Source organism: Ilumatobacter sp. (assembly GCF_046290335.1).
Lineage (GTDB): Bacteria > Actinomycetota > Acidimicrobiia > Acidimicrobiales > Ilumatobacteraceae > Ilumatobacter_A.
In genome coordinates, this window is record NZ_JBKAGH010000007.1 from 61,865 (window position 1) to 79,639 (window position 17,775).

The 17,775-nt window shown below is 67.7% G+C and carries 16 protein-coding genes; 11 read left to right on the plus strand and 5 right to left on the minus strand.

All coding sequences use genetic code 11. The features are described 5' to 3' along the window. Positions 1-89 precede the first annotated feature (89 nt). The 5 genes from ACE37B_RS20975 (at position 90) to ACE37B_RS20995 (ending at position 5,894) form a co-directional block, all read left to right on the plus strand. Positions 90-1,256, plus strand: coding sequence for a sensor histidine kinase (locus tag ACE37B_RS20975; protein ID WP_409925299.1), 1,167 nt, complete (start codon positions 90-92; stop codon positions 1,254-1,256). Then, positions 1,253-1,930, plus strand: coding sequence for a response regulator (locus ACE37B_RS20980; protein WP_409925300.1), 678 nt, complete (start codon positions 1,253-1,255; stop codon positions 1,928-1,930). The genes ACE37B_RS20975 and ACE37B_RS20980 overlap by 4 nt, the downstream gene beginning before the upstream one ends. A 133-nt stretch (positions 1,931-2,063) precedes the next feature. Then, the gene (locus ACE37B_RS20985) at positions 2,064-2,855 is read left to right on the plus strand and encodes an ABC transporter ATP-binding protein (protein WP_409925301.1); all 792 of its coding nucleotides are present in this window, start codon (positions 2,064-2,066) and stop codon (positions 2,853-2,855) included. A 1-nt stretch (position 2,856) separates the two neighbouring features. Next, positions 2,857-5,430: an ABC transporter permease gene (locus tag ACE37B_RS20990; protein ID WP_409925302.1), complete on the plus strand. Its 2,574-nt coding sequence runs from the start codon at positions 2,857-2,859 to the stop codon at positions 5,428-5,430. A gap of 62 nt (positions 5,431-5,492) precedes the next feature. Then, positions 5,493-5,894 carry a pyridoxamine 5'-phosphate oxidase family protein gene (locus ACE37B_RS20995; protein WP_409925303.1) on the plus strand — a complete coding sequence of 134 codons (402 nt, stop codon included), beginning with the start codon at positions 5,493-5,495 and terminating at the stop codon, positions 5,892-5,894. A 21-nt stretch (positions 5,895-5,915) separates the two neighbouring features. Here ACE37B_RS20995 and ACE37B_RS21000 read toward each other — a convergent pair whose 3' ends face one another. Further along, positions 5,916-6,812 carry a DNA-formamidopyrimidine glycosylase family protein gene (locus ACE37B_RS21000; RefSeq protein ID WP_409925304.1) on the minus strand — a complete coding sequence of 299 codons (897 nt, stop codon included), beginning with the start codon at positions 6,810-6,812 and terminating at the stop codon, positions 5,916-5,918. A 184-nt stretch (positions 6,813-6,996) separates the two neighbouring features. Between ACE37B_RS21000 and ACE37B_RS21005 the strand changes: the two genes are divergently transcribed. From ACE37B_RS21005 to ACE37B_RS21015, 3 genes are all read left to right on the plus strand, one after another. After that, a complete protein-coding gene (locus ACE37B_RS21005) occupies positions 6,997-7,839 on the plus strand; it encodes an IS5 family transposase (RefSeq protein WP_409921328.1) in 843 nt (280 codons plus the stop codon). Positions 7,840-7,963: 124 nt separating this feature from the next. After that, positions 7,964-8,317 carry a YciI family protein gene (locus tag ACE37B_RS21010; protein ID WP_409925305.1) on the plus strand — a complete coding sequence of 118 codons (354 nt, stop codon included), beginning with the start codon at positions 7,964-7,966 and terminating at the stop codon, positions 8,315-8,317. 40 nt (positions 8,318-8,357) lie between these two features. Continuing rightward, positions 8,358-9,611, plus strand: coding sequence for an RNA polymerase sigma factor (locus tag ACE37B_RS21015; protein WP_409925306.1), 1,254 nt, complete (start codon positions 8,358-8,360; stop codon positions 9,609-9,611). 73 nt (positions 9,612-9,684) lie between these two features. Here ACE37B_RS21015 and ACE37B_RS21020 read toward each other — a convergent pair whose 3' ends face one another. Continuing rightward, positions 9,685-10,242 carry an NUDIX hydrolase family protein gene (locus ACE37B_RS21020; protein WP_409925307.1) on the minus strand — a complete coding sequence of 186 codons (558 nt, stop codon included), beginning with the start codon at positions 10,240-10,242 and terminating at the stop codon, positions 9,685-9,687. 135 nt (positions 10,243-10,377) lie between these two features. On the opposite strand from ACE37B_RS21020, the gene ACE37B_RS21025 reads away from it, so the two are divergent. Beyond that, a complete protein-coding gene (locus ACE37B_RS21025; RefSeq protein WP_409925308.1) occupies positions 10,378-11,262 on the plus strand; it encodes a dimethylarginine dimethylaminohydrolase family protein in 885 nt (294 codons plus the stop codon). Between the two features lie 5 nt (positions 11,263-11,267). Then, the gene (locus ACE37B_RS21030; RefSeq protein ID WP_409925309.1) at positions 11,268-11,819 is read left to right on the plus strand and encodes a class I SAM-dependent methyltransferase; all 552 of its coding nucleotides are present in this window, start codon (positions 11,268-11,270) and stop codon (positions 11,817-11,819) included. A 46-nt stretch (positions 11,820-11,865) separates the two neighbouring features. Here the strand turns inward: ACE37B_RS21030 and ACE37B_RS21035 are convergent, their stop codons facing one another. Further along, on the minus strand, positions 11,866-12,777 hold the full coding sequence (locus tag ACE37B_RS21035; protein WP_409925310.1) for an alpha/beta fold hydrolase: 912 nt from the start codon (positions 12,775-12,777) through the stop codon (positions 11,866-11,868). 149 nt (positions 12,778-12,926) lie between these two features. Further along, complete coding sequence (locus tag ACE37B_RS21040; protein WP_409925311.1) at positions 12,927-14,522, minus strand: hypothetical protein; 1,596 nt, start codon at positions 14,520-14,522, stop codon at positions 12,927-12,929. A 96-nt stretch (positions 14,523-14,618) separates the two neighbouring features. Between ACE37B_RS21040 and ACE37B_RS21045 the strand changes: the two genes are divergently transcribed. Beyond that, entirely contained in the window at positions 14,619-15,611 is a 993-nt protein-coding gene (locus ACE37B_RS21045) for a 2-hydroxyacid dehydrogenase (protein WP_409925470.1), read from the plus strand. On the opposite strand, the gene ACE37B_RS21050 is transcribed toward ACE37B_RS21045, so the two are convergent. Continuing rightward, positions 15,612-17,759 (minus strand): LPXTG cell wall anchor domain-containing protein, encoded by a 2,148-nt coding sequence (locus ACE37B_RS21050; protein WP_409925312.1) that lies wholly within the window; start codon positions 17,757-17,759, stop codon positions 15,612-15,614. Positions 17,760-17,775 lie beyond the last annotated feature (16 nt).

Below are 17,775 nucleotides of genomic sequence, written 5' to 3' on the forward strand. Positions count from 1 at the left end.
AGCGACCGATCCGATGGCCCGCTCCGAGCCCCTCATTTCGCCGACCTCGGCCGATTCGGTGGTTGCGCGAACATCCCCGCGAGGGTGACATGATCCTGGCGGTGCTGCTGACCGCCGTCACCGTGTCGGTGCACTTCGCTCAGGTCGAGGTCGACGGTGCCGAACCCGTCGAGCCGACCTGGTGGTCGGTGCCGCTCACCGTCGTTGCAACGTTCCCCATCGCGTGGCGGCGCAGTCACACGCTGTCGTCGACGTCGGTGATCGTCGCCGCCCAGGTCATCTTGTCGTTCGCAGGCGTCGACAGCTCTGGGTTCATCGGCGTGCTCGTCGGGCTGTACTCCGTCGGTGCGCATTCGAGCGGGCCGATACGAGCCCGGGTCCTGCTCGGGATCGTTCTCGCGCTCGGTGGCCTGTTCGTGGCCGGCGTGATCGTCGACGAACTCGACATTCCATCGTTCGTCTCCAGCTCGGTGATCCTCGTGACCGCGTTCGTCGTGGGCGACAACCTCCGCCGCCGACGCGACGCTGCCATTGCCATGCAGGAACGAGCCGAGCGGGCCGAGCGCGAGCGCGAACTGCTGGCACAGCAGCAGGTCAACGCCGAGCGCAGCCGCATCGCTCGAGAGCTCCACGACGTGGTGGCCCACTCGGTCAGCGTCATGGTGATCCAGGCGGCAGCAGCGCGGCGCAGCCTCCACACGTCCCCTGACGCGGCCGAACAGGCGCTCAACAACATCGAAGACACCGGACGGCAGACGATGAACGAGTTGCGGGGCATTCTCGGCGTGCTCCGTCGATCCGATCCGGCGTCGGCCTCTGGCGTCGACCTCGATCCACAACCCGGCCTCCCCGAGCTGTCACACCTCCTGCACATCGGCGACGGGCTGCCGGTCGAGGTGTCGCTGTCGGGCGACCTCGACGACCTGCCGCCGAGCGTCAGCCTGACCGGGTACCGAGTGGTCCAGGAAGCACTGACCAACGTTCGCCGTCACGCCGGCGAGGTGACACGCGTCGAGGTCGACGTCGCTCGCCACGACGACCATGTCGACATCTGCATCGTCGATGACGGCCGTGGTGCAGCGTCGGGCCACACGGAGCCCGGTTTCGGGATCGTGGGAATGAGCGAACGCGTCGCCGCCGTGGGCGGAACGATCAAGGTCGGGTGGCGCACCGGCGGCGGCTGGCAGGTCATCGCGCGCTTGCCGCTCGAACCGACCCGGCAGGTCGGTGCCGCAGCAGCACCGGTGACGTCATGATCCGCGTGATGCTCGTCGACGACCAGGCGATGGTCCGCACAGGCTTTCGAATGATTCTCGAGGCCGAATCCGACCTGACCGTCGTGGGCGAGGCGGTCGACGGCCTCGACGCCGTCGAGATGGTCGATCGGGCTCGCCCGGACGTCGTGTTGATGGATGTCCGCATGCCACGGATGGACGGCATCGAAGCCTGCCAGCGAATCTGTCGGCCGTCGACCACGCATGAGCCGGCCGAGGCCGTCCCGAGAGTGATGATGCTCACCACGTTCGATCTCGACGACTACGTCCACGCTGCGCTGCGCGCCGGCGCGAGCGGTTTCATGCTCAAGGATGCGCCACCCGAGCAACTCGTCGATGGCATCCGCATCATCGCGAACGGCGATGCGCTCCTCGCGCCGTCGGTGACCCAAGCACTCATCGACGAGATCGCACGGCGGCCGGCGAGTCAGCCCGATGCGTTTCCCGGCATCAACGAGTTGACCGAACGAGAGATCGACGTCATCAAGTTGATGGCAAAGGGGTTGAGCAACGCAGAGATCGCCTCGGCGCTGTTCCTCGGTGAGGCGACGATCAAGACCCACGTCGGCCGCATCCTCGCCAAGCTGCACGCCCGCGACCGGGTCCAGGCGGTCGTGGCCGCCTACGAGTCGGGGCTGGTCGTTCCCGGCGAGTGACCCCGGAGACAGCCCCGATGCCTCGACGACGCGGCAACGACGCTGCGCTGTTGATCCGCCGTCGTTCTCGCGACGGTCGTGAATCATCCTGAGGGTGGACTACGCGGGCGCCGATCGGCGCCACGATGGAGCGATGAGCACTGATCTGCAACCCCCCGTTCCCCCGGCCGGCGCCGACGCCACGGGGACGACGGCTGCCGCAACGAACGCCGCCGGCTCGGTCGACGCCACCAAGATCTACGGCACCGGCGACGCCGAAGTCCGGGCCCTCGACGGCGTCACCGTGGCGTTCGAGCGCGGCAAGTTCACCGCGATCATGGGCCCGTCGGGCTCCGGGAAGTCGACGCTGCTGCACTGTCTGGCGGGCCTCGACAGCCTGACGTCAGGTGCGACCTACATCGGCGACACGTACCTCGCTGCGCTCGACGACAAGGCGCTCACCGAGCTCCGCCGGACCAAGGTCGGCTTCGTCTTCCAGGCGTTCAACCTCATTCCGACGCTCACCGCCGAAGAGAACATCAAGCTGCCGATGATGCTCGGTGGCGATCCGGGCGACCGGGAATGGATCGATCTCGTGATCTCCACCGTCGGTCTCAGCGATCGCATCACCCACCGGCCAAGCGAGTTGTCCGGAGGCCAGCAGCAGCGCGTCGCCGTGGCGAGAGCGTTGGCGTCCAGGCCGGAGATCATCTTCGCCGACGAACCGACCGGCAACCTCGACTCGACCACCGGTGCCGAGATCCTCGACTTCATGCGGCGGGCGGTGCGCGAGTTCGGCCAGACGATCGTCATGGTGACCCACGATCCGAACGCAGCGTCGTACGCGGACCGGGTCGTGTTCGTCGCCGACGGCAAGATCGTCGACGAGGTCTTGAGCCCGAGCGCCGATCAGGTCTTCGACGTGATGAAGCAGATCGGCAACTGACGTGGCGGGCTCCACCTCACTCATCGCTCGCAAGAGCATCCGGGCTCGGCTCGGACGGACGATCGCCATCGTGTTCGCCGTCCTCGCCGGTGTCAGCTTCGTGTCGGGGTCGTTCGTGCTCGCCGACAGCCTGACGCGATCGTTCGATCAGTTGATCGAGGAACTCGTGCAAGACGTCGACCTCCAGGTTCGCACCGAAGCCGCGTTCGAGAACGACGATCTCGGTAACGACGGCACGCGCCCTCCGATTCCCGTCGAACTCGCCGACACGGTCGCCTCCGTCGACGGCGTGGGGATCGTCGAGCCCGACATCACCGGACGCGCCCAATTGATCGGCACCGACGGCGAGCCGATCTCGGCGGCGGGCGGACCCGTGCTCGGCGTGGTCTGGACCGGCGAAGAAGGTCTCACCGGCGTCGTGCTCAAGGACGGCCGCGCACCGACCGGACCTGGCGACGTCGCGCTCGACAAGGCGACCGCCGATCGTGAGAACTTCGACATCGGCGACGACATCACCTACGTGACCGACAACGGCCGCTTCACCGCCGAACTCGTCGGCACGGTCGGATTGTCCGACAGCGACAGCTTCCTCGGAGCGTCGGTGGTCGTGCTCGACATCGACACCGGACTCGACCGGTACGGCGCCAACGGGCTCGTCGACGTCATCAACGTCGGCCTCGCCGAGGGCGCCGACGCCGGCGAGGTGACCACCGCGCTCGAGGCCGCACTACCCGACAATCTCGAAGTGGTCACGCGCGAGGTGTTGATCCAAGAAGCGCAGGACCAGGTCGGCCAGTTCATCTCGATCTTCGGCACCGGTCTACTGATCTTCGCCTTCATCACGGCGTTCGTCTCGGCGTTCATCATCAACAACGTGTTCCAGATCACCATCGGCCAGCGCCTCCGCGAGTTGGCGCTGCTCCGAGCGATCGGGGCGTCGGCCAAGCAGGTCAAGCGCCTGATCTCGGTCGAGGCACTCATCGTCGGCATCGTCGGCACCGTGCTCGGCGTCCTCGGCGGCGTCGGCGTTGCGCAGCTGATCGTGATGGCGTTCAACGCCGCAGGCGCAGGGTTCCCGAGCCCGTCGCCGGTCATCCTGCCCCGCACGATCATCGTCGCGGCCGCGGTCGGCATCGGCGTGACCATGTTGTCGGTGATCATCCCGGCGCGTCGCGCCGCCAAGATCCCCCCGGTCGCGGCGATGCGCCCCGAGATCGGTTTTGCGTCGATGCGCCAGCGTCGCCTGGCGATCGGCGCGACCCTCACGGCGATCGGCGCAGCGATGTTCCTCGTCGGCTTGTTCGTCCGCCCCGGCGGAACCCCCGGACTGATCGCGTTCGCCGGTGGCGGCGGCCTGGCGCTGTTCCTCGGCGTGGCGAGCCTGTCGGCGACGTTCGCCGCGCCGGTGACCCGATTCATCGGCTGGCCGGTCGCCAAACTGTTCAAGACCCCCGGACGCCTCGCTCGCGACAACGTGGCTCGAGCGCCGCGCCGCACCTCGTCGAGCGCCGCGGCGCTCATGATCGGCGTCGCGCTCGTCAGCGCCGCGGCGGTCTTCGCGTCGTCGTTGCGAACGTCGATCACCGCGACCTTCGACCGTGTCCTCAGCGCCGACTACATCGTGCAGAGCGAGGGCGGCGGCGGGCCGGGCAATGGCTTCCCGCCCGTGGTCGTCGAGACGCTCAGCGGACTCCCCGAGATCTCGGCAGCCACGCCCTTCCGCGTCGCGTTCGCCGAAGTCGAAGGTGACGTGAAGACCCTCGCCGCCGTCGACCCGGTCGCCGCTGCACAGCTCGTCGACTTCGATGTCGTGGAAGGCGACCTCGAGTCACTCCCGACCAACGCACTCGCCGTCTTCGAGGACTCCGCCGAAGGCGCCGGGTTGGAGGTCGGCGACATGACCAGCGTCACCTTCGAGAGCGGCGACGTCCGCGACCTCGAGGTCGCCGTCATCTTCGCCGACAACTCGTTCGGGTTGAACTGGTTCATCGGCCTCGACCTACTCGACGACGTGACCAACGGAACCCAGAGCGACATCTTCGCCTTGGCGAAGCTCGCCGACGGCGTCGACCCAGCGGTCGGTGACGCTGCGGTTCGAGAGGCGATGGACGTCTTCACGCAGGTGACGTTCCAGTCGAACGCCGAGTTCCTGCAGGAGCAGGAAGACCAGATCAACCAGCTCCTCACCCTCATCACGTTGCTGTTGGCGTTTGCCATCTTCATCGCGATCATCGGCATCTCGATCACGCTCGCCCTCGGCGTGTTCGAACGCACCCACGAGATCGGACTCCTACGGGCGATCGGCATGAACCGGCGCCAGACGCGCCGTTCCGTCCGCTGGGAGGCGGTGATCGTGTCGGTGTTCGGTGCGGTCATCGGCATCGTGCTCGGCACGTTCCTCGGCACCGTGCTGTCGCTCGCCGTCCCCGAGAACATCATCAGCGAGTTGGCGTTCAACCCGACGATCGTGGCGTACATCCTCGTCGGTGCGGTCGTCGCTGGTTTCATCGCAGCGATCTACCCGAGCTCGAAAGCGAGCAACATGAACGTGCTCCAGGCAATCGCCACCGAGTGAGTCGACTCGTCGCACCGCAGGCGGGTGTGGCACCGGGTCGTTCGTCGGGGTAGAACGCTGTCATGGCGCTCGACCCCGACGATCTCTCCGACGATGTCCTCACCTTCCTGCGTGAGCGTCACCTGGCGACGTTGACCACACTGCGCACCGACGGATCACCGCACGTCGTGGCGGTCGGTTTCAGCTACGACGCTGCTGCGAAGGTCGCCCGCGTCATCACGTGGGCGACCTCGCAGAAAGCGCTCAACGCCGGCCGGATGGAAGCTGCTGGCCAGCGAGCGGTCGTGTGCCAGGTCGACGGCGGCCGGTGGTTGGCGCTCGAAGGGCCGGTGCGCCTCGTCACCGATCCGGACGGCGTCCAACCCGGCGTCGACGGCTACGCCGCCCGCTACCGGGAACCCAAAGCCCGCGACGACCGGGCCGTCATCGAGATCGACGTCGACCGCATCCTCGGCCGAGGCTGAGACCCGAGATTCCCGACGTCGTCACCCGACGTGACGATTCCAGGGGAGGTCGGCGAGGAAGCGTTGTGCGGCGGGGTGCGGGTCCATCGTCGGCGTCGCGTCGGCGGCCACGTCGACACGCGGGTCGAGGTGTGTCTGGCAGCCAGGGCACCAGTAGAGCATCCGGTTCTGCTCGCCCAGTCTGCGCATCTCGATCGAATCCGAACAGCGAGCACAGCGCTGGCCGATCCGCCCGTACACGGCGAGCCCGCCCTTCACCTCGGTGGTCGTCACCCGCGACGCTTGCGACAGATTCGCCCGCAACTGGCTCGCCGCCGTGTTGACGATGCGGATCGCATCGCGCTCGGTCAGCGAGCCGACCGGGGCGAACGGACTCAGCCCGGTCGCCCACAGCACCTCGCAGCGGTACACGTTGCCCACCCCGCACATCACCCGCTGGTCGAGCAGAACCTCGGCGAGACGAGCGTCGCTGTCGGGATACGACAGGAGCAGGTTGACGACGACGCCCAGATCGGTCTCGGGCTTGCACAGGTCAGGGCCGAGGCGCCCCATGCCAGGATGACGCCGGCGGTCCGGTTGGCGATAGGTCTCGACCAGCGGCGCGTTGAAGCACACGGCGACCCATTCCTCGGTCTCGATCGCCGCTCGCATCTGCTCGTACGGCTTGCGCCAGCGCTCGCCGCGTCGGTAGAGGTGCCACGACCCGGACATGCGCATGTGCGTGTGGAGCACCATGGCGTTGTCCCACTCGATCTCGAGGTGCTTGCCGTGGCTCTCGACGCGTTCGACGATGCGACCGGCCTGGGGAACCGGCCCGACGAGGCGCGGCGCATCGAAGCGCAACATCGGGCGTCCGGCGAGCGCAGTTCGCAACGCACTCGCAGCGCGATGGATGGTGTCCCCCTCCGGCATGGTCATGCCAACACTACGCGTTCGGGAGGCCCGACACGTGCCATCTTCGAACCCGATTCGCTCCGCAGCGACCTGGTGGTCAATCTGGTGTCAGGAGGTCGCGCGGATAGGTGACCATCCACCGGTCGGTGGGTTGGCTCGGTTTTCATACCGAGTGCGACCCAACTAACCGACCGGGGAGGTCACCCATATGATGCGCGCGCTCGATTCTGAAGTCCACGATGCGGTGTTCGAAACGATCCGAGGCTTGCTCCCGGACCGGCCCGAACATCCGTTGGGTTGTCATCGGCCCCGTATCGACGACCTGGTCTGTTTGCGGGGTCTGTTGATTCGTCTCGTGACGGGCGCATCGTGGGAGACCGTCGAGTTCTTGATGGGCTACACCGTGTCCGACACCACCCTGCGGTCCCGTCGCGACGAGTGGATCGACGCCGGGGTGTTCGATCAACTGCTCGAGCAAGCACTGGCCGCGTACGACCGAATCATCGGTCTGGACCCGACCCATGTCACCATCGACGGCAGCGAACACTTTGCCCCGTGCGGGGGTGAAGGAACCGCTGCAGGCCCGAAAACCCACGGTCGTCTGGGCTGGAAGTGGTGCGCCGGCGTCGACGCCGACGGCATCCCGATCGGCTGGGTCATCGACGGCGCAAACCGCCAGGACTACCGACTGTTGCAACCCACCCTCAACGCGATCACCGCACATCCCGTCACCGCACGGATCGGCACCCTGCACCTCGACCGAGGATTCGGCTACAAATCACTCCCCGACAGACTCGCCGACTACACGATCGGCGACGTGAACGTGATCCCACGAAACCAGCCAGGTCAGGGCCGCATCCAACTCGTCGGATTCGGGCGCCGCTGGGTCGCTGAACGCACCCACTCCTGGTTCACCAACTACGGCCAAATCCAACGCAACACCGACCGCCGAGCAACACACCGCCACGCCGCCCTCTGCCTCGCAACCGTGTTCCTCATCACCGCACGACTCATCGACCACCGCAACACCAACTACCGCCCTATCCGCTGACGCTCCAGACACCACGTTGATGCGTGAACTCGACGAAGGATTCGAAACGGTGTCCGATTCGGGCGGTGTCGTTCGTCGTGTCTGTGACAATCATCCACGAACACCCACCGAAAGGACCTTCGACATGAAATACATGCTCCTCCTCACCAGCGACCCGGCCGACGAACCGACACCCGACAGCGACGCCTTCGGCCCGTACATGGCCGAGTGGGCCGCCTACAGCGAGGCCCTCGTCGAAGCGGGGGCCATGGTCGCCGGCGAAGCGTTGCACGGCAACGAGGCCACCAGTACGGTCCGAGTCCGCGATGGGCAACGGATCGTCACCGACGGGCCCTTCATCGAGTCGAAGGAAGTGATCGGCGGGTACTACGTCATCGACGTCGCCGACCTCGACGAAGCGCTCGACTGGGCGGCGAGGATCCCGAACGCCCACTTCGGCACCGTCGAGGTTCGACCCGTCGTGGACTTCGACAGCTGACCGGCCGGCCTTCGAACCACCGACGAGACCCCGACGCTCGATGAGTATCGCCGACGTCTTCCGCACCGAATGGCCACGCTTGGTGGCGACGCTCGTGCGCGACGTCGGCGATCTCACGATCGCCGAAGACGCTGCTCAGGACGCGTTCGTCGAGGCATCGACGCGATGGCCCGTCGACGGCACACCCGATCGGCCGGGTGCGTGGTTGCTCACGACCGGCCGCCGCAAGGCGATCGATCAGATTCGGCGCCTTCGGCGCTTCGAAGATCGACTCCCCGCGCTGACGGCGAACGCGGCCGAGCTCGACGTGGCGAACGAGCAGCGCGACTGGCAGGCCGTGGGAGTCGCCGACGAGGGTGCGCTCGACGACCAACTCGCGCTGCTCGTCGGATGCTGCCACCCGGCGCTCGGGCCGGAGGCGCAAGTCGCCTTGACGCTGCGGATCGTCGCCGGGCTCTCGACCCCGCAGATCGCACGCGCCTTCCTCGTCTCGGAGGAGACGATGGCGCGACGGCTCACACGCGCCAAGTCGAAGATCCGTGCGGCCCGCATCCCCTTCGAGCCGCCGACGCTCGACAGCCTCGGCGAGCGTGTCGGGGCGGTCTGCGAGGTGATCTCGTCGATCTTCACCGAAGGCCACGCGAGCGCGACGGACACGGCGTTGATTCGAGGCGACCTGTGTGAGGAGGCGATCTGGCTCGCCGAACTCCTGAGTCGGCTCGTGCCCAACGACCCCGAAGTCTCCGGCCTCCACGCGCTCCTCTTGCTCACCGACGCTCGACGCCCGAGTCGCCTCGACCACCACGGCAGCCCGATACTGCTGGCCGACCAGGACCGATCGCTGTGGGACCAGCCGATGATCGGCCGCGGCCTCGCCGAACTGGCGAGAGCGCACTCGCTGCAACGAGGTGGTCCGTTCCAGTTCCAGGCGGCGATCGCTGCCCTCCACGCCACCGCCCCCAGCTTCGAAGCGACCGACTGGGCTGCGGTACTGCGGTTGTACGACGTGCTCCTCAACCGCCAGCCGACCGCGCTGGTCGCGCTCAACCGGGCAATCGCCGTCGATCACGTGCACGGGCCAGCAACCGCGCTCGCCGCGCTCGACGCGATCGCGCAGGCGGACGACCTGGACGGCGACGTCGACGGCTACGTGTACTTCCACACCGCTCGGGCCGACGCCCTACGACGACTCGGGCGTCTCGACGAGGCCGCTGTAGCGCTGGACCGTGCGATCGAGTGCAGCACGAACGAATCGGAACGATCATTCCTTCGCCGTCGCCTCTCGGAACTCTGACCCGCACGTCAACCTGGTGTCAGACACCACGTTGACGTGCGGCGACGGCCACGCGTCGATGGAGCGCAGTCGCCTACGGGAGTTTGCCGACGTGGGCGAGGGCGAGGCGGATCAGGCGGTCGTGGCCGCTCGTCATCTGGCTGCGGACGTCCGGGCTGACCGCCTCTTCGGGGGTGAACCACGTGAGGTCGAGCGCCTCCTGGGTCGGCTCACAATCCCCTTCGACCGGCACCACGTAGGCGAGGGAGACCGCGTGATGGCGCGGGTCGTAGAAACCGGATCGCTGCGGATCCGGGAAGTACTCGACGACCGTGAACGGCGTCGGGTTGGCCGGCACTCGCGGCATGGCGATCGGGCCGAGGTCCTTCTCGCAGTGTCGCATCAGCGCCTCGCGCACCCGCTCGCCGAACAGCACCCGCCCGGTGACGACCATCCGACTGATCGTCCCGTCGGCGGCGACGCGCAACAGCAGACCGACCTGGGTCACGTTGCCGAGCGAATCGACGCGCACCGGAACGGCGTCGACGTAGACGATCGGGACGTTGGCGCGCACCAGTTCGAGGTCCTCGGGCGACAGCCAACCCGGCTCGTGCTCGGTCTGAGTGTTGAAGACGTCGTCGATGTCGGTCACGGGTGACGATGATCTCACGTGGGGCGGTCGAATACGAGCATCAGCTCCGAGACACCGGGCACGGACACCGGGCACCTGCGGCGCCGACTCTGGGCAGGCACCGGCCGACCTGCTCGCGGCAGTACCGTGACGCCGATGTACACCGACGGCATGATCGACGTCTACGTCGACTCCGAGACGGCACCGCTGCGTTCGGTGATCGTCGGCTACCCCGACAACTTCCTGCAGGTCGAACCCGAGATCATCAACGAGACGCAACGCCAGTTCTACCACGGCCCCGACGCCCCGACCGTCGAAGCCGTCACCGAGCAGGTCAACGGGCTGATCGACGTGCTCGAAGCACACGGCGTGGCCGTCGTGCAGCCGCATCCGTTGCCGTATCTGCCCGACCAGATGATGACGCGTGACATCGGCGTGGTCATCGGCGACACGTTCGTCGTCACCACGATGGCAGCGCGGAGTCGACGCCACGAGTGGCGGGGCTACGCCCACCTGTTCGAGCACTTCCCCGAGCACGTGAAGATCCTGTTCGGACCCGAAGACCTCGTGATCGAAGGCGGCGACGTGATCGTCGACCGTGGCAAGGTGTTCGTCGGGATCGGTCAGCGCACGACGCTCGCCGGCGCTGCCTGGTTGATGCAGTTGGTTCCCGAGTACGAGATCGTCCCGATCCAGCTGAGCGGGCTCCACCACGGGGAGGACGTCCTTCATCTCGATTGCTCCTTCCTCCCCGTCGGCGACGGCTACGCCCTGATCTACCCCGGCGGCATGATCGACGTGCCCGCTGCGCTGCGCGAGACCTACGAGTTGATCGAGGTGACGCGCGAGGAGCAGCAACGGCTCGGCACCAACGTGCTGTCGCTGTCGCGCGAACTCGTGATCTCACAGCCGACGTCCACGCGCATCAACGCCGAGCTGCGAGCCCGCGGGATCGAGGTCATCGAGGTGCCCTACAGCGAGCCACCCAAGACCGGCGGCAGCTTCCGTTGCTCGACCCTGCCGTTGTACCGGGTGCACTGACCGACATGCACGACGACGCCACCCGCTGGGATGCCCGCTACGACGGTCATCGGCTGGCGAGCCCGTCACGACCCGACGCGTTGACCGACGAACTCGAATCGGTGGTGCCGACATCGGGCCGAGCGCTCGACGTCGCCGCCGGAGCGGGGGCGCAGTCGCTGTGGCTCGAGCGACGCGGTCTGTCGGTGGTCGCGCTCGACGTCTCGCCTGTCGCGGTCGGACTCGTCCGAGACGCCGCCGACGCGGCCGGGCTCGCGGCCGGCATCGAGGTGCGGGTCGCCGACCTGGACGACGGGCTCGATCCCGATCTCACGCGGTTCGACGTGATCGTCTGCCAGCGGTTCCGCGCACCGCACCTCTACGCGGCCTTCGTCGAGCGACTCGTCCCGGGCGGAATCGCCGTCGTCACCGTCCTGTCGCAGGTCGGCGCTGATCAGCCGGGTCCGTTCCATGCCCCGGCCGGTGAACTCCTCCAGGCGTTCGAACGAGACGACGTGGAGTTGCTGCGTCACGTGGAAGCCGACGGGCAGGCATCGATCGTCGTTCGTCGACGCTGAGCGAGCAAACCAGCCGACGCGTCACCAGCGCGGACCGGTCAGCCCGTCAGCTGCGTTCGTCGTTGGCGAGCATGACCTCGCGCAGCGTCGCCTGATCCGGACCGGGCTCGGTCGTGGCGAGGAAGTCGAGGAGCACCTCGACGAAGCGCTCCGGCGCCTCGACGTGCGGGAAGTGACCGATGCCGTCGAGGATCTCGAGGCGGCTGTGCTCGATTGCCTCGTGCGCAGCGACCCCGTGGGCGACCGGGATGACACCATCGTGGTCGCCCCACACGATCATCACCGGCACTCGCGCTGCGAGGTAGAGCCGGTCGGTCGCGTTGACCGTCTGGCCGCCCGGTTCGATCACCCCGCGCATCGTCTTCACGAACGCCTGGCGATTCGACGCACCGGCGAGCGACGAGTAGGCACGCCAGAACTCCCCGAGCTTGGCCGATCGGATGTTGCGCCGTCCGAGGAGCCGGCCGACGCTGGTCGCCCCGTCGACGACCACCTTCGGCATTCCGAGCGGCATCAGGTACTCGGCGCCCGGGAGCGCCAGCATCCGCAGGAGCGGCGACACCTCCCGGCCGAGCCCTCCCGAGCCGACGAGCACGAGCCGATCGACGAGGTGTGGGTGCTGGTACGCCAGTTGCATCGCGACGCCGCCGCCGAAGGAATGGCCGACGATGGTGACGCTGTCGACCTCGAGCATCGCGAGGAAGTCACGCAGACCACTCGCGAACGCGCCGAGGGAATAGTCGCCGACGGGCTTGGCGGACTCGCCGTGGCCGAGCAGGTCGGGAGCGATGACGTCGTAGCGCTCACCGACCGGCCCGATCACCGCGTCCCACGTCTTCGAACTCCCGGCGAGTCCGTGGATCAACAGGACGGCTTGGTCGTGTTCCTCACCGAGACGCCGGTAGCTGACGTCGTGCCCGTGGATGCGCACGTGACGGAGCGGCTCGCGCTTGACCATTCGCTCAGTATTGCCGCGTGGCAACGCTGTCAGACCACATCACGGACGTGACGCTCGACGCCCGGCCGCCGATCTCGCTCGCCCTCGGTGTGACATTCTCCCTCGGTGTGACGTTCTCCCTCGGTGTGACGTTCTCCCTCGGTGTGACCTCAGTGCCGGCGCGTTGCGAGCACCACGCCACCGCCGAGGACGAACAGCCCGATCGCCAACAGCATCAGCGTGGTGGTCTGGCCGGCGTCGTTGCCGGTGGCGGGCAGCAGCGTCGCGATCGTCGTGGACGGGCCTGCTGTCGTCGGCGCAGCGGTCGTCGGCGCAGCGGTGGTGGGCGCCACGCTCGTGGTGGTCGTGGTGGTCGTCGTGGCCGGGGCGGCGAAGCTCACCGTGACGACACCAGCAGCACGGTTCAGGCGGGTCAGCGTGAAGTCGGGTCCTGCCGGCGCCTCGACGTTGGCCGCTGCGCCATCGACCGGACGCAGTTGATTCGACGGGTCGGGCACGGCGGCGACGACCACGCTGGCCGTGTAGCCCTCGGGGACGTCGACGGCGAGACGGTAGGCACCGATCGGCAACTCGAACTCGGCCGAGGCGTTGCCCTCCCCGAGCGCCGGGTCGACTCCGGTGGCGACGATCTCGACGTCTTGACCGCCGACGGTCTTGATCACGCTGATCACGAAATCCTCCGACGTCGCCGGACCGGGATCGTCACCCTCGACGACCACGTCGGCGGTCACGATCTGGGTCACGTAGGTGTTGTAGAGCGTGCAGTACGTCGACTCGCTGGACTCCTCGCTGACGGTGAAGTCGAAGCTCGGTGACGGCAACATCTCGCTACCGCCAGGTTGCGCGACGAAGCACTGGAGGAACGCAGCCTCGTAGCCGTGCGTCGGCAGCACTTCACCCATCGTGTAGCTCCCTGGTGCCAGCGGCACCGCAGCGCAGTCGCTCTCCTCCACCGGTGTCACGAACGACTGCACGCCGGGCGGAAGCGGAATGATGATCCCACCACCTTCGCCGCCTTCGCCATCTTCGTCGTTGTCGGGGACGCACCCATCACGACTCGAGTCGATGATCGGCGCGTCGACGGGCACGAGTTCGCCGTCGGCGTCGTACACCTCGAGGGTGAAGTCAGCCGGGTCGGTGACGTCGTCAGCGCCCAGCAGACACACGTCGTTGCTGGCGAACCCGACGCACTGGTCGTCGGTGAGCACCACCTTGTCGATGTACACCAGCGGTTTGGGGTCGATGTCGACGTAGCACACCCACGTGTCACCGGGCGCCGGTGTGATCGGCGGTGGAGAGCTTTGGGAGCCCTGAGATTCGTTGTAGCAGTTGATGTTCCTGATGTAGAAGTGGTTCGGCAGGTTCGCCACACCGAAGTCGAAGGCCGATCCGGTGACGTCCACCGCGTCACACTCGAGGACCTTCTGGTAGCCCCGACCGTTGGTCGGATTCGGGCTCGTCGCCGTGTCCGGCTCGTCACAGACGGCCGTGCCGGAGATGTCGGCAGGAGCCGACCCGGCGGTGTCGAACAACTCGGGGTCGAGACCGTCGGCCTCCGCTTGCGTCAGGGACGCTGCCGTCCCGGGTTCACCGTCCTCGACGTTGTAGTTGATCGTGATCGACGCCGTATCCGGGCCCTCCTCGCCGGCGTCGACGACGCTCGGCCCGGCGACGCCGGCAAGGGCCACCGTTGCGGCGATGAGGGCAGCGCCGAGGGCGCGTCCGAGTGTGCTCGTCGTGGTCATGATGTCCGTCCCGCTTCCCGTGTGGTCGACGGCCACTGTAGGTGATGGCCCATTCAGGATGTCGACTTCATGACCGTCCGAGTACTGTCGCCCCACATGCCCGACGCGAGCGGACCCAGCAACGACGTGCGGCACGAGCGGCCCGAGATCGTGGTGCTCGGTGCGATTCCCGAGCCCGGCCTCGAGGTGCTGCGCGGCGCCGGAGACACCTGGTGCCTGACCCCGGGCGTTTCGGCGGGGGAGCTTCGGGAGCGGCTGGCGTCGGCCGACGCCGTCGTCTCGCTGATCACCGACGTCATCGACGACGCGTTCCTCGACACCGCACCGCGGTTGCGGATCGTGGCCAACGTGGCCGTCGGGTACAACAACATCGACGTCGACGCGTGCCGTTCACGCGGCATCGTCGTCACCAACACGCCGGGGGTGCTCACCGAGGCGACCGCCGATCTCGCGATGGGGCTGGTGCTGATGGTCACCCGCCGCCTCGGTGAAGGTGAACGACTGATCCGCTCCGGCACGCCGTGGTCATGGGGGATGTTCATGATGCTCGGCACCGGGCTGCAGGGACGTCGACTCGGGATCGTCGGCATGGGCGACATCGGCCAGGCGCTGGCGCGGCGAGCCGCCGCGTTCGGGATGGAGATCGTGTACCACAACCGCAACCGGGTCGACCCGACCGTCGAAGCGTCACTCGACGCGACGTGGCTCGAGCTCGACGAACTCCTCGCGACGAGCGACGTCGTGTCGCTCAACTGCCCGTACTCCCCCGCCACGCATCACCTCGTGGATGCCGCGGCACTGGAAACGATGCGATCGAGCGCGTTCCTCGTCAACACGGCTCGCGGCCCGATCGTCGACGAAGCGGCATTGGCGGCGGCACTGCGCGATGGCACGATCGCCGGGGCAGCCCTTGACGTGTTCGAGCACGAACCCGACGTGCACCCCGATCTGCTCGGACTCGACAACGTCGTGCTCGTTCCCCACCTCGGCTCGGCGACCGTCGAGACCCGAAACGCGATGGCAGCACTGGCGGCGCGCAACGTCGTCGCCGTCCTCGACGGCGACGACGCGATCACCCCGGTGGGCTGATCAGACGAAGCGTCGGCGCGAGCCGACGCCCATCAGTGCGAGGCCGGCGAGCAGCACGAGTCCGCCCGAACGCAGGAGCCAGTCGGTCTCCGAGCCCGTCGCCGGGAGTTGCGGAGTCCCCGCTGCGGTCACGACCACCGTCTCGGCGGGGTCGCCGCATTCGCCGATCGCCGGCAGGTTGTTCGCGTCGCCGCTGTACGACGCAACCCAGCGGTACGTCCCAACGACCAGCGGCGTGTACAGCGCGGAACGGATCGTCCCACCCGCAACCGGGTACGGCACGTTCAGGTCCTCGAACACCGGCGTGCCCGAGCACGTCGGATCGGTCGGGCCGTAGAGACGGAAGCTCACCGTGGCGCCCGGCTGCGGGTTGACGCGACCGTTGACGATCGCTTCGTCGGACAGCTGACCGATACCGACCGGCACGCTCGGCGACGCCTGCGTGACGATCGTCGGCTGGCCCAACCGGACCTCGACGGTCTCCGCGGGGTCACCGCACTCGCCGATCGACCCTTCGTTGTTCACGTCGCCGGAGTACTCCGCAACCCAGCGGTAGACGCCGACAACGGTCGGGGTGAACCCACTGGAGGTGACCGTGTCGGCATCGGCCGCGAGAGGCACCCCGAGCTGCTCGAAGATCGGGCTGCCCGAGCAGTCGTCGTCGTTCGGGCCGTACAGCCGGAAGTCGATCGTCGAGGCGAGCGGTTCGATCCGCCCGGTCACGGTCGCCGTGTCGGTGAGTTCGTCGCCGATGCGCACGTCGTCGCCGGCGTCGGTGGTGAGCACCGGCAGCGCCCGGTCGACGACGGTGGACTCACCCGGGTCGTTGCACTCGCCTTCGGCCGCAAGGTTGTTCACGTCACCGCTGTACGAAGCGATCCAGCGGTAGACCCCGGGTGCGGTCGGGGTGTAGCCACCCGAGACGACCGGGCCGTCGGCCACCGGCTGCGACACGTTGTTGCTCGTGAAGATCGGCGTACCGGAGCAGTCGTCATCGTCGGGCCCGTAGAGCGCGAAGCTGATCGTGGCGCCCGGCTGCGGGTTGATGCGGCCGGTCACGTTGGCGGTGTCGGTGAGTTGGCCCTCGCCGAGTCGCATCGCCGGCGACGCCTGCGTGGTCAGCGTCGGCTGACCCGGTGCGACCACGACGCTCTCGTTGGCGTCGTTGCAGGCGCCGGAGACCGGGCTGTTGTTGGAGTCACCCAGATACGAAGCGATCCAGCGGTAGGTCCCCACCGACATCGGCGTGTACGGCGGGCTTGTCACCTGATTGCCGGCGCTCGAGATCTGGACGGTCTCGTCGAACACCGGGGTGCCCGAGCAGGTCGCGTCATCGGGCCCGTAGAGGCGGAAGCGCACACCAGCGGTCGCGTCGGGATTCACGCGGCCCGTCACCAGCGCGGTGTCGGTCACCACGCCGTTGCCGAGCGTGATCGCCGGTGACGCCGTCGTCTCGATCTCCGGCTGCGCACGGTTGATCGTACGGCTCGAGCTCACCGCACGGTCGGCCGGCTCGAAGTTGCCCGGGTTGCCGTCATCGGGCGAGTAGCCGGTCACGGACGCGAGGATGCCGGTCTGTTGGCCCGTCGCGCCCGGCGACCAGTCGCCGGTCGGGAAGCTGACGACGTCGAGGCTGAACGAGATCGTGCACGTTGCGCCGCCGGGCGGCAGCACGATCTGGCCGGGGGCGGCCAGTCCGAGCGGCGTGAATCGCCACGTGCCGGACGCTTCGATGTTGATGCCGAAGGTGACGCCGGCACACACGCCACCGCCCGTCGCGGTCAGCGACGTCGGCTCGAAGACGCCCGGATCGAGCACGGCACACGTCGTCGAAGCACCTTGGCCAGCACACGACGGCGTGAGCCCGATTCCGATCTGGTCTTTCGGCGGCGCCTCGCTCGACGTGCCACACGGAGCGGGATCGCCGTTGTTGCAGACGAAGATCTCCTGGTTGACGTCCACGTCGTCGCTCGTGTTCGACAGCGTCAGCACGACCGGAAGGTTCGTGTCGCCGACCGTCAGCGGTTGCGGGGGGAACGAGAACGAGACGTTGAGGTTGACCGATGCCTGGGCGACGCCCGGCAGGAAGGCGATCGAGCCGACGACGGCGACGAGACCGGCGACGAGAATTCGGAAGAACTTGGACATTTTCGGGAGGTCTCCA

Bases quoted from the DNA above. Each gene is read 5' to 3' on its own strand.
- ACE37B_RS20995 (WP_409925303.1), top strand. From the start codon at position 5,493: ATGGCGCTCGACCCCGACGATCTCTCCGACGATGTCCTCACCTTCCTG.
- ACE37B_RS20980 (WP_409925300.1), top strand. From the start codon at position 1,253: ATGATCCGCGTGATGCTCGTCGACGACCAGGCGATGGTCCGCACAGGC.
- ACE37B_RS21005 (WP_409921328.1), top strand. From the start codon at position 6,997: ATGATGCGCGCGCTCGATTCTGAAGTCCACGATGCGGTGTTCGAAACG.
- ACE37B_RS20985 (WP_409925301.1), top strand. From the start codon at position 2,064: ATGAGCACTGATCTGCAACCCCCCGTTCCCCCGGCCGGCGCCGACGCC.
- ACE37B_RS20975 (WP_409925299.1), top strand. From the start codon at position 90: ATGATCCTGGCGGTGCTGCTGACCGCCGTCACCGTGTCGGTGCACTTC.
- ACE37B_RS21035 (WP_409925310.1), bottom strand. From the start codon at position 12,777: ATGGTCAAGCGCGAGCCGCTCCGTCACGTGCGCATCCACGGGCACGAC.
- ACE37B_RS21025 (WP_409925308.1), top strand. From the start codon at position 10,378: ATGTACACCGACGGCATGATCGACGTCTACGTCGACTCCGAGACGGCA.
- ACE37B_RS21045 (WP_409925470.1), top strand. From the start codon at position 14,619: ATGCCCGACGCGAGCGGACCCAGCAACGACGTGCGGCACGAGCGGCCC.
- ACE37B_RS21040 (WP_409925311.1), bottom strand. From the start codon at position 14,522: ATGACCACGACGAGCACACTCGGACGCGCCCTCGGCGCTGCCCTCATC.
- ACE37B_RS21000 (WP_409925304.1), bottom strand. From the start codon at position 6,812: ATGACCATGCCGGAGGGGGACACCATCCATCGCGCTGCGAGTGCGTTG.
- ACE37B_RS21030 (WP_409925309.1), top strand. From the start codon at position 11,268: ATGCACGACGACGCCACCCGCTGGGATGCCCGCTACGACGGTCATCGG.
- ACE37B_RS21010 (WP_409925305.1), top strand. From the start codon at position 7,964: ATGAAATACATGCTCCTCCTCACCAGCGACCCGGCCGACGAACCGACA.
- ACE37B_RS21015 (WP_409925306.1), top strand. From the start codon at position 8,358: ATGAGTATCGCCGACGTCTTCCGCACCGAATGGCCACGCTTGGTGGCG.
- ACE37B_RS21050 (WP_409925312.1), bottom strand. From the start codon at position 17,759: ATGTCCAAGTTCTTCCGAATTCTCGTCGCCGGTCTCGTCGCCGTCGTC.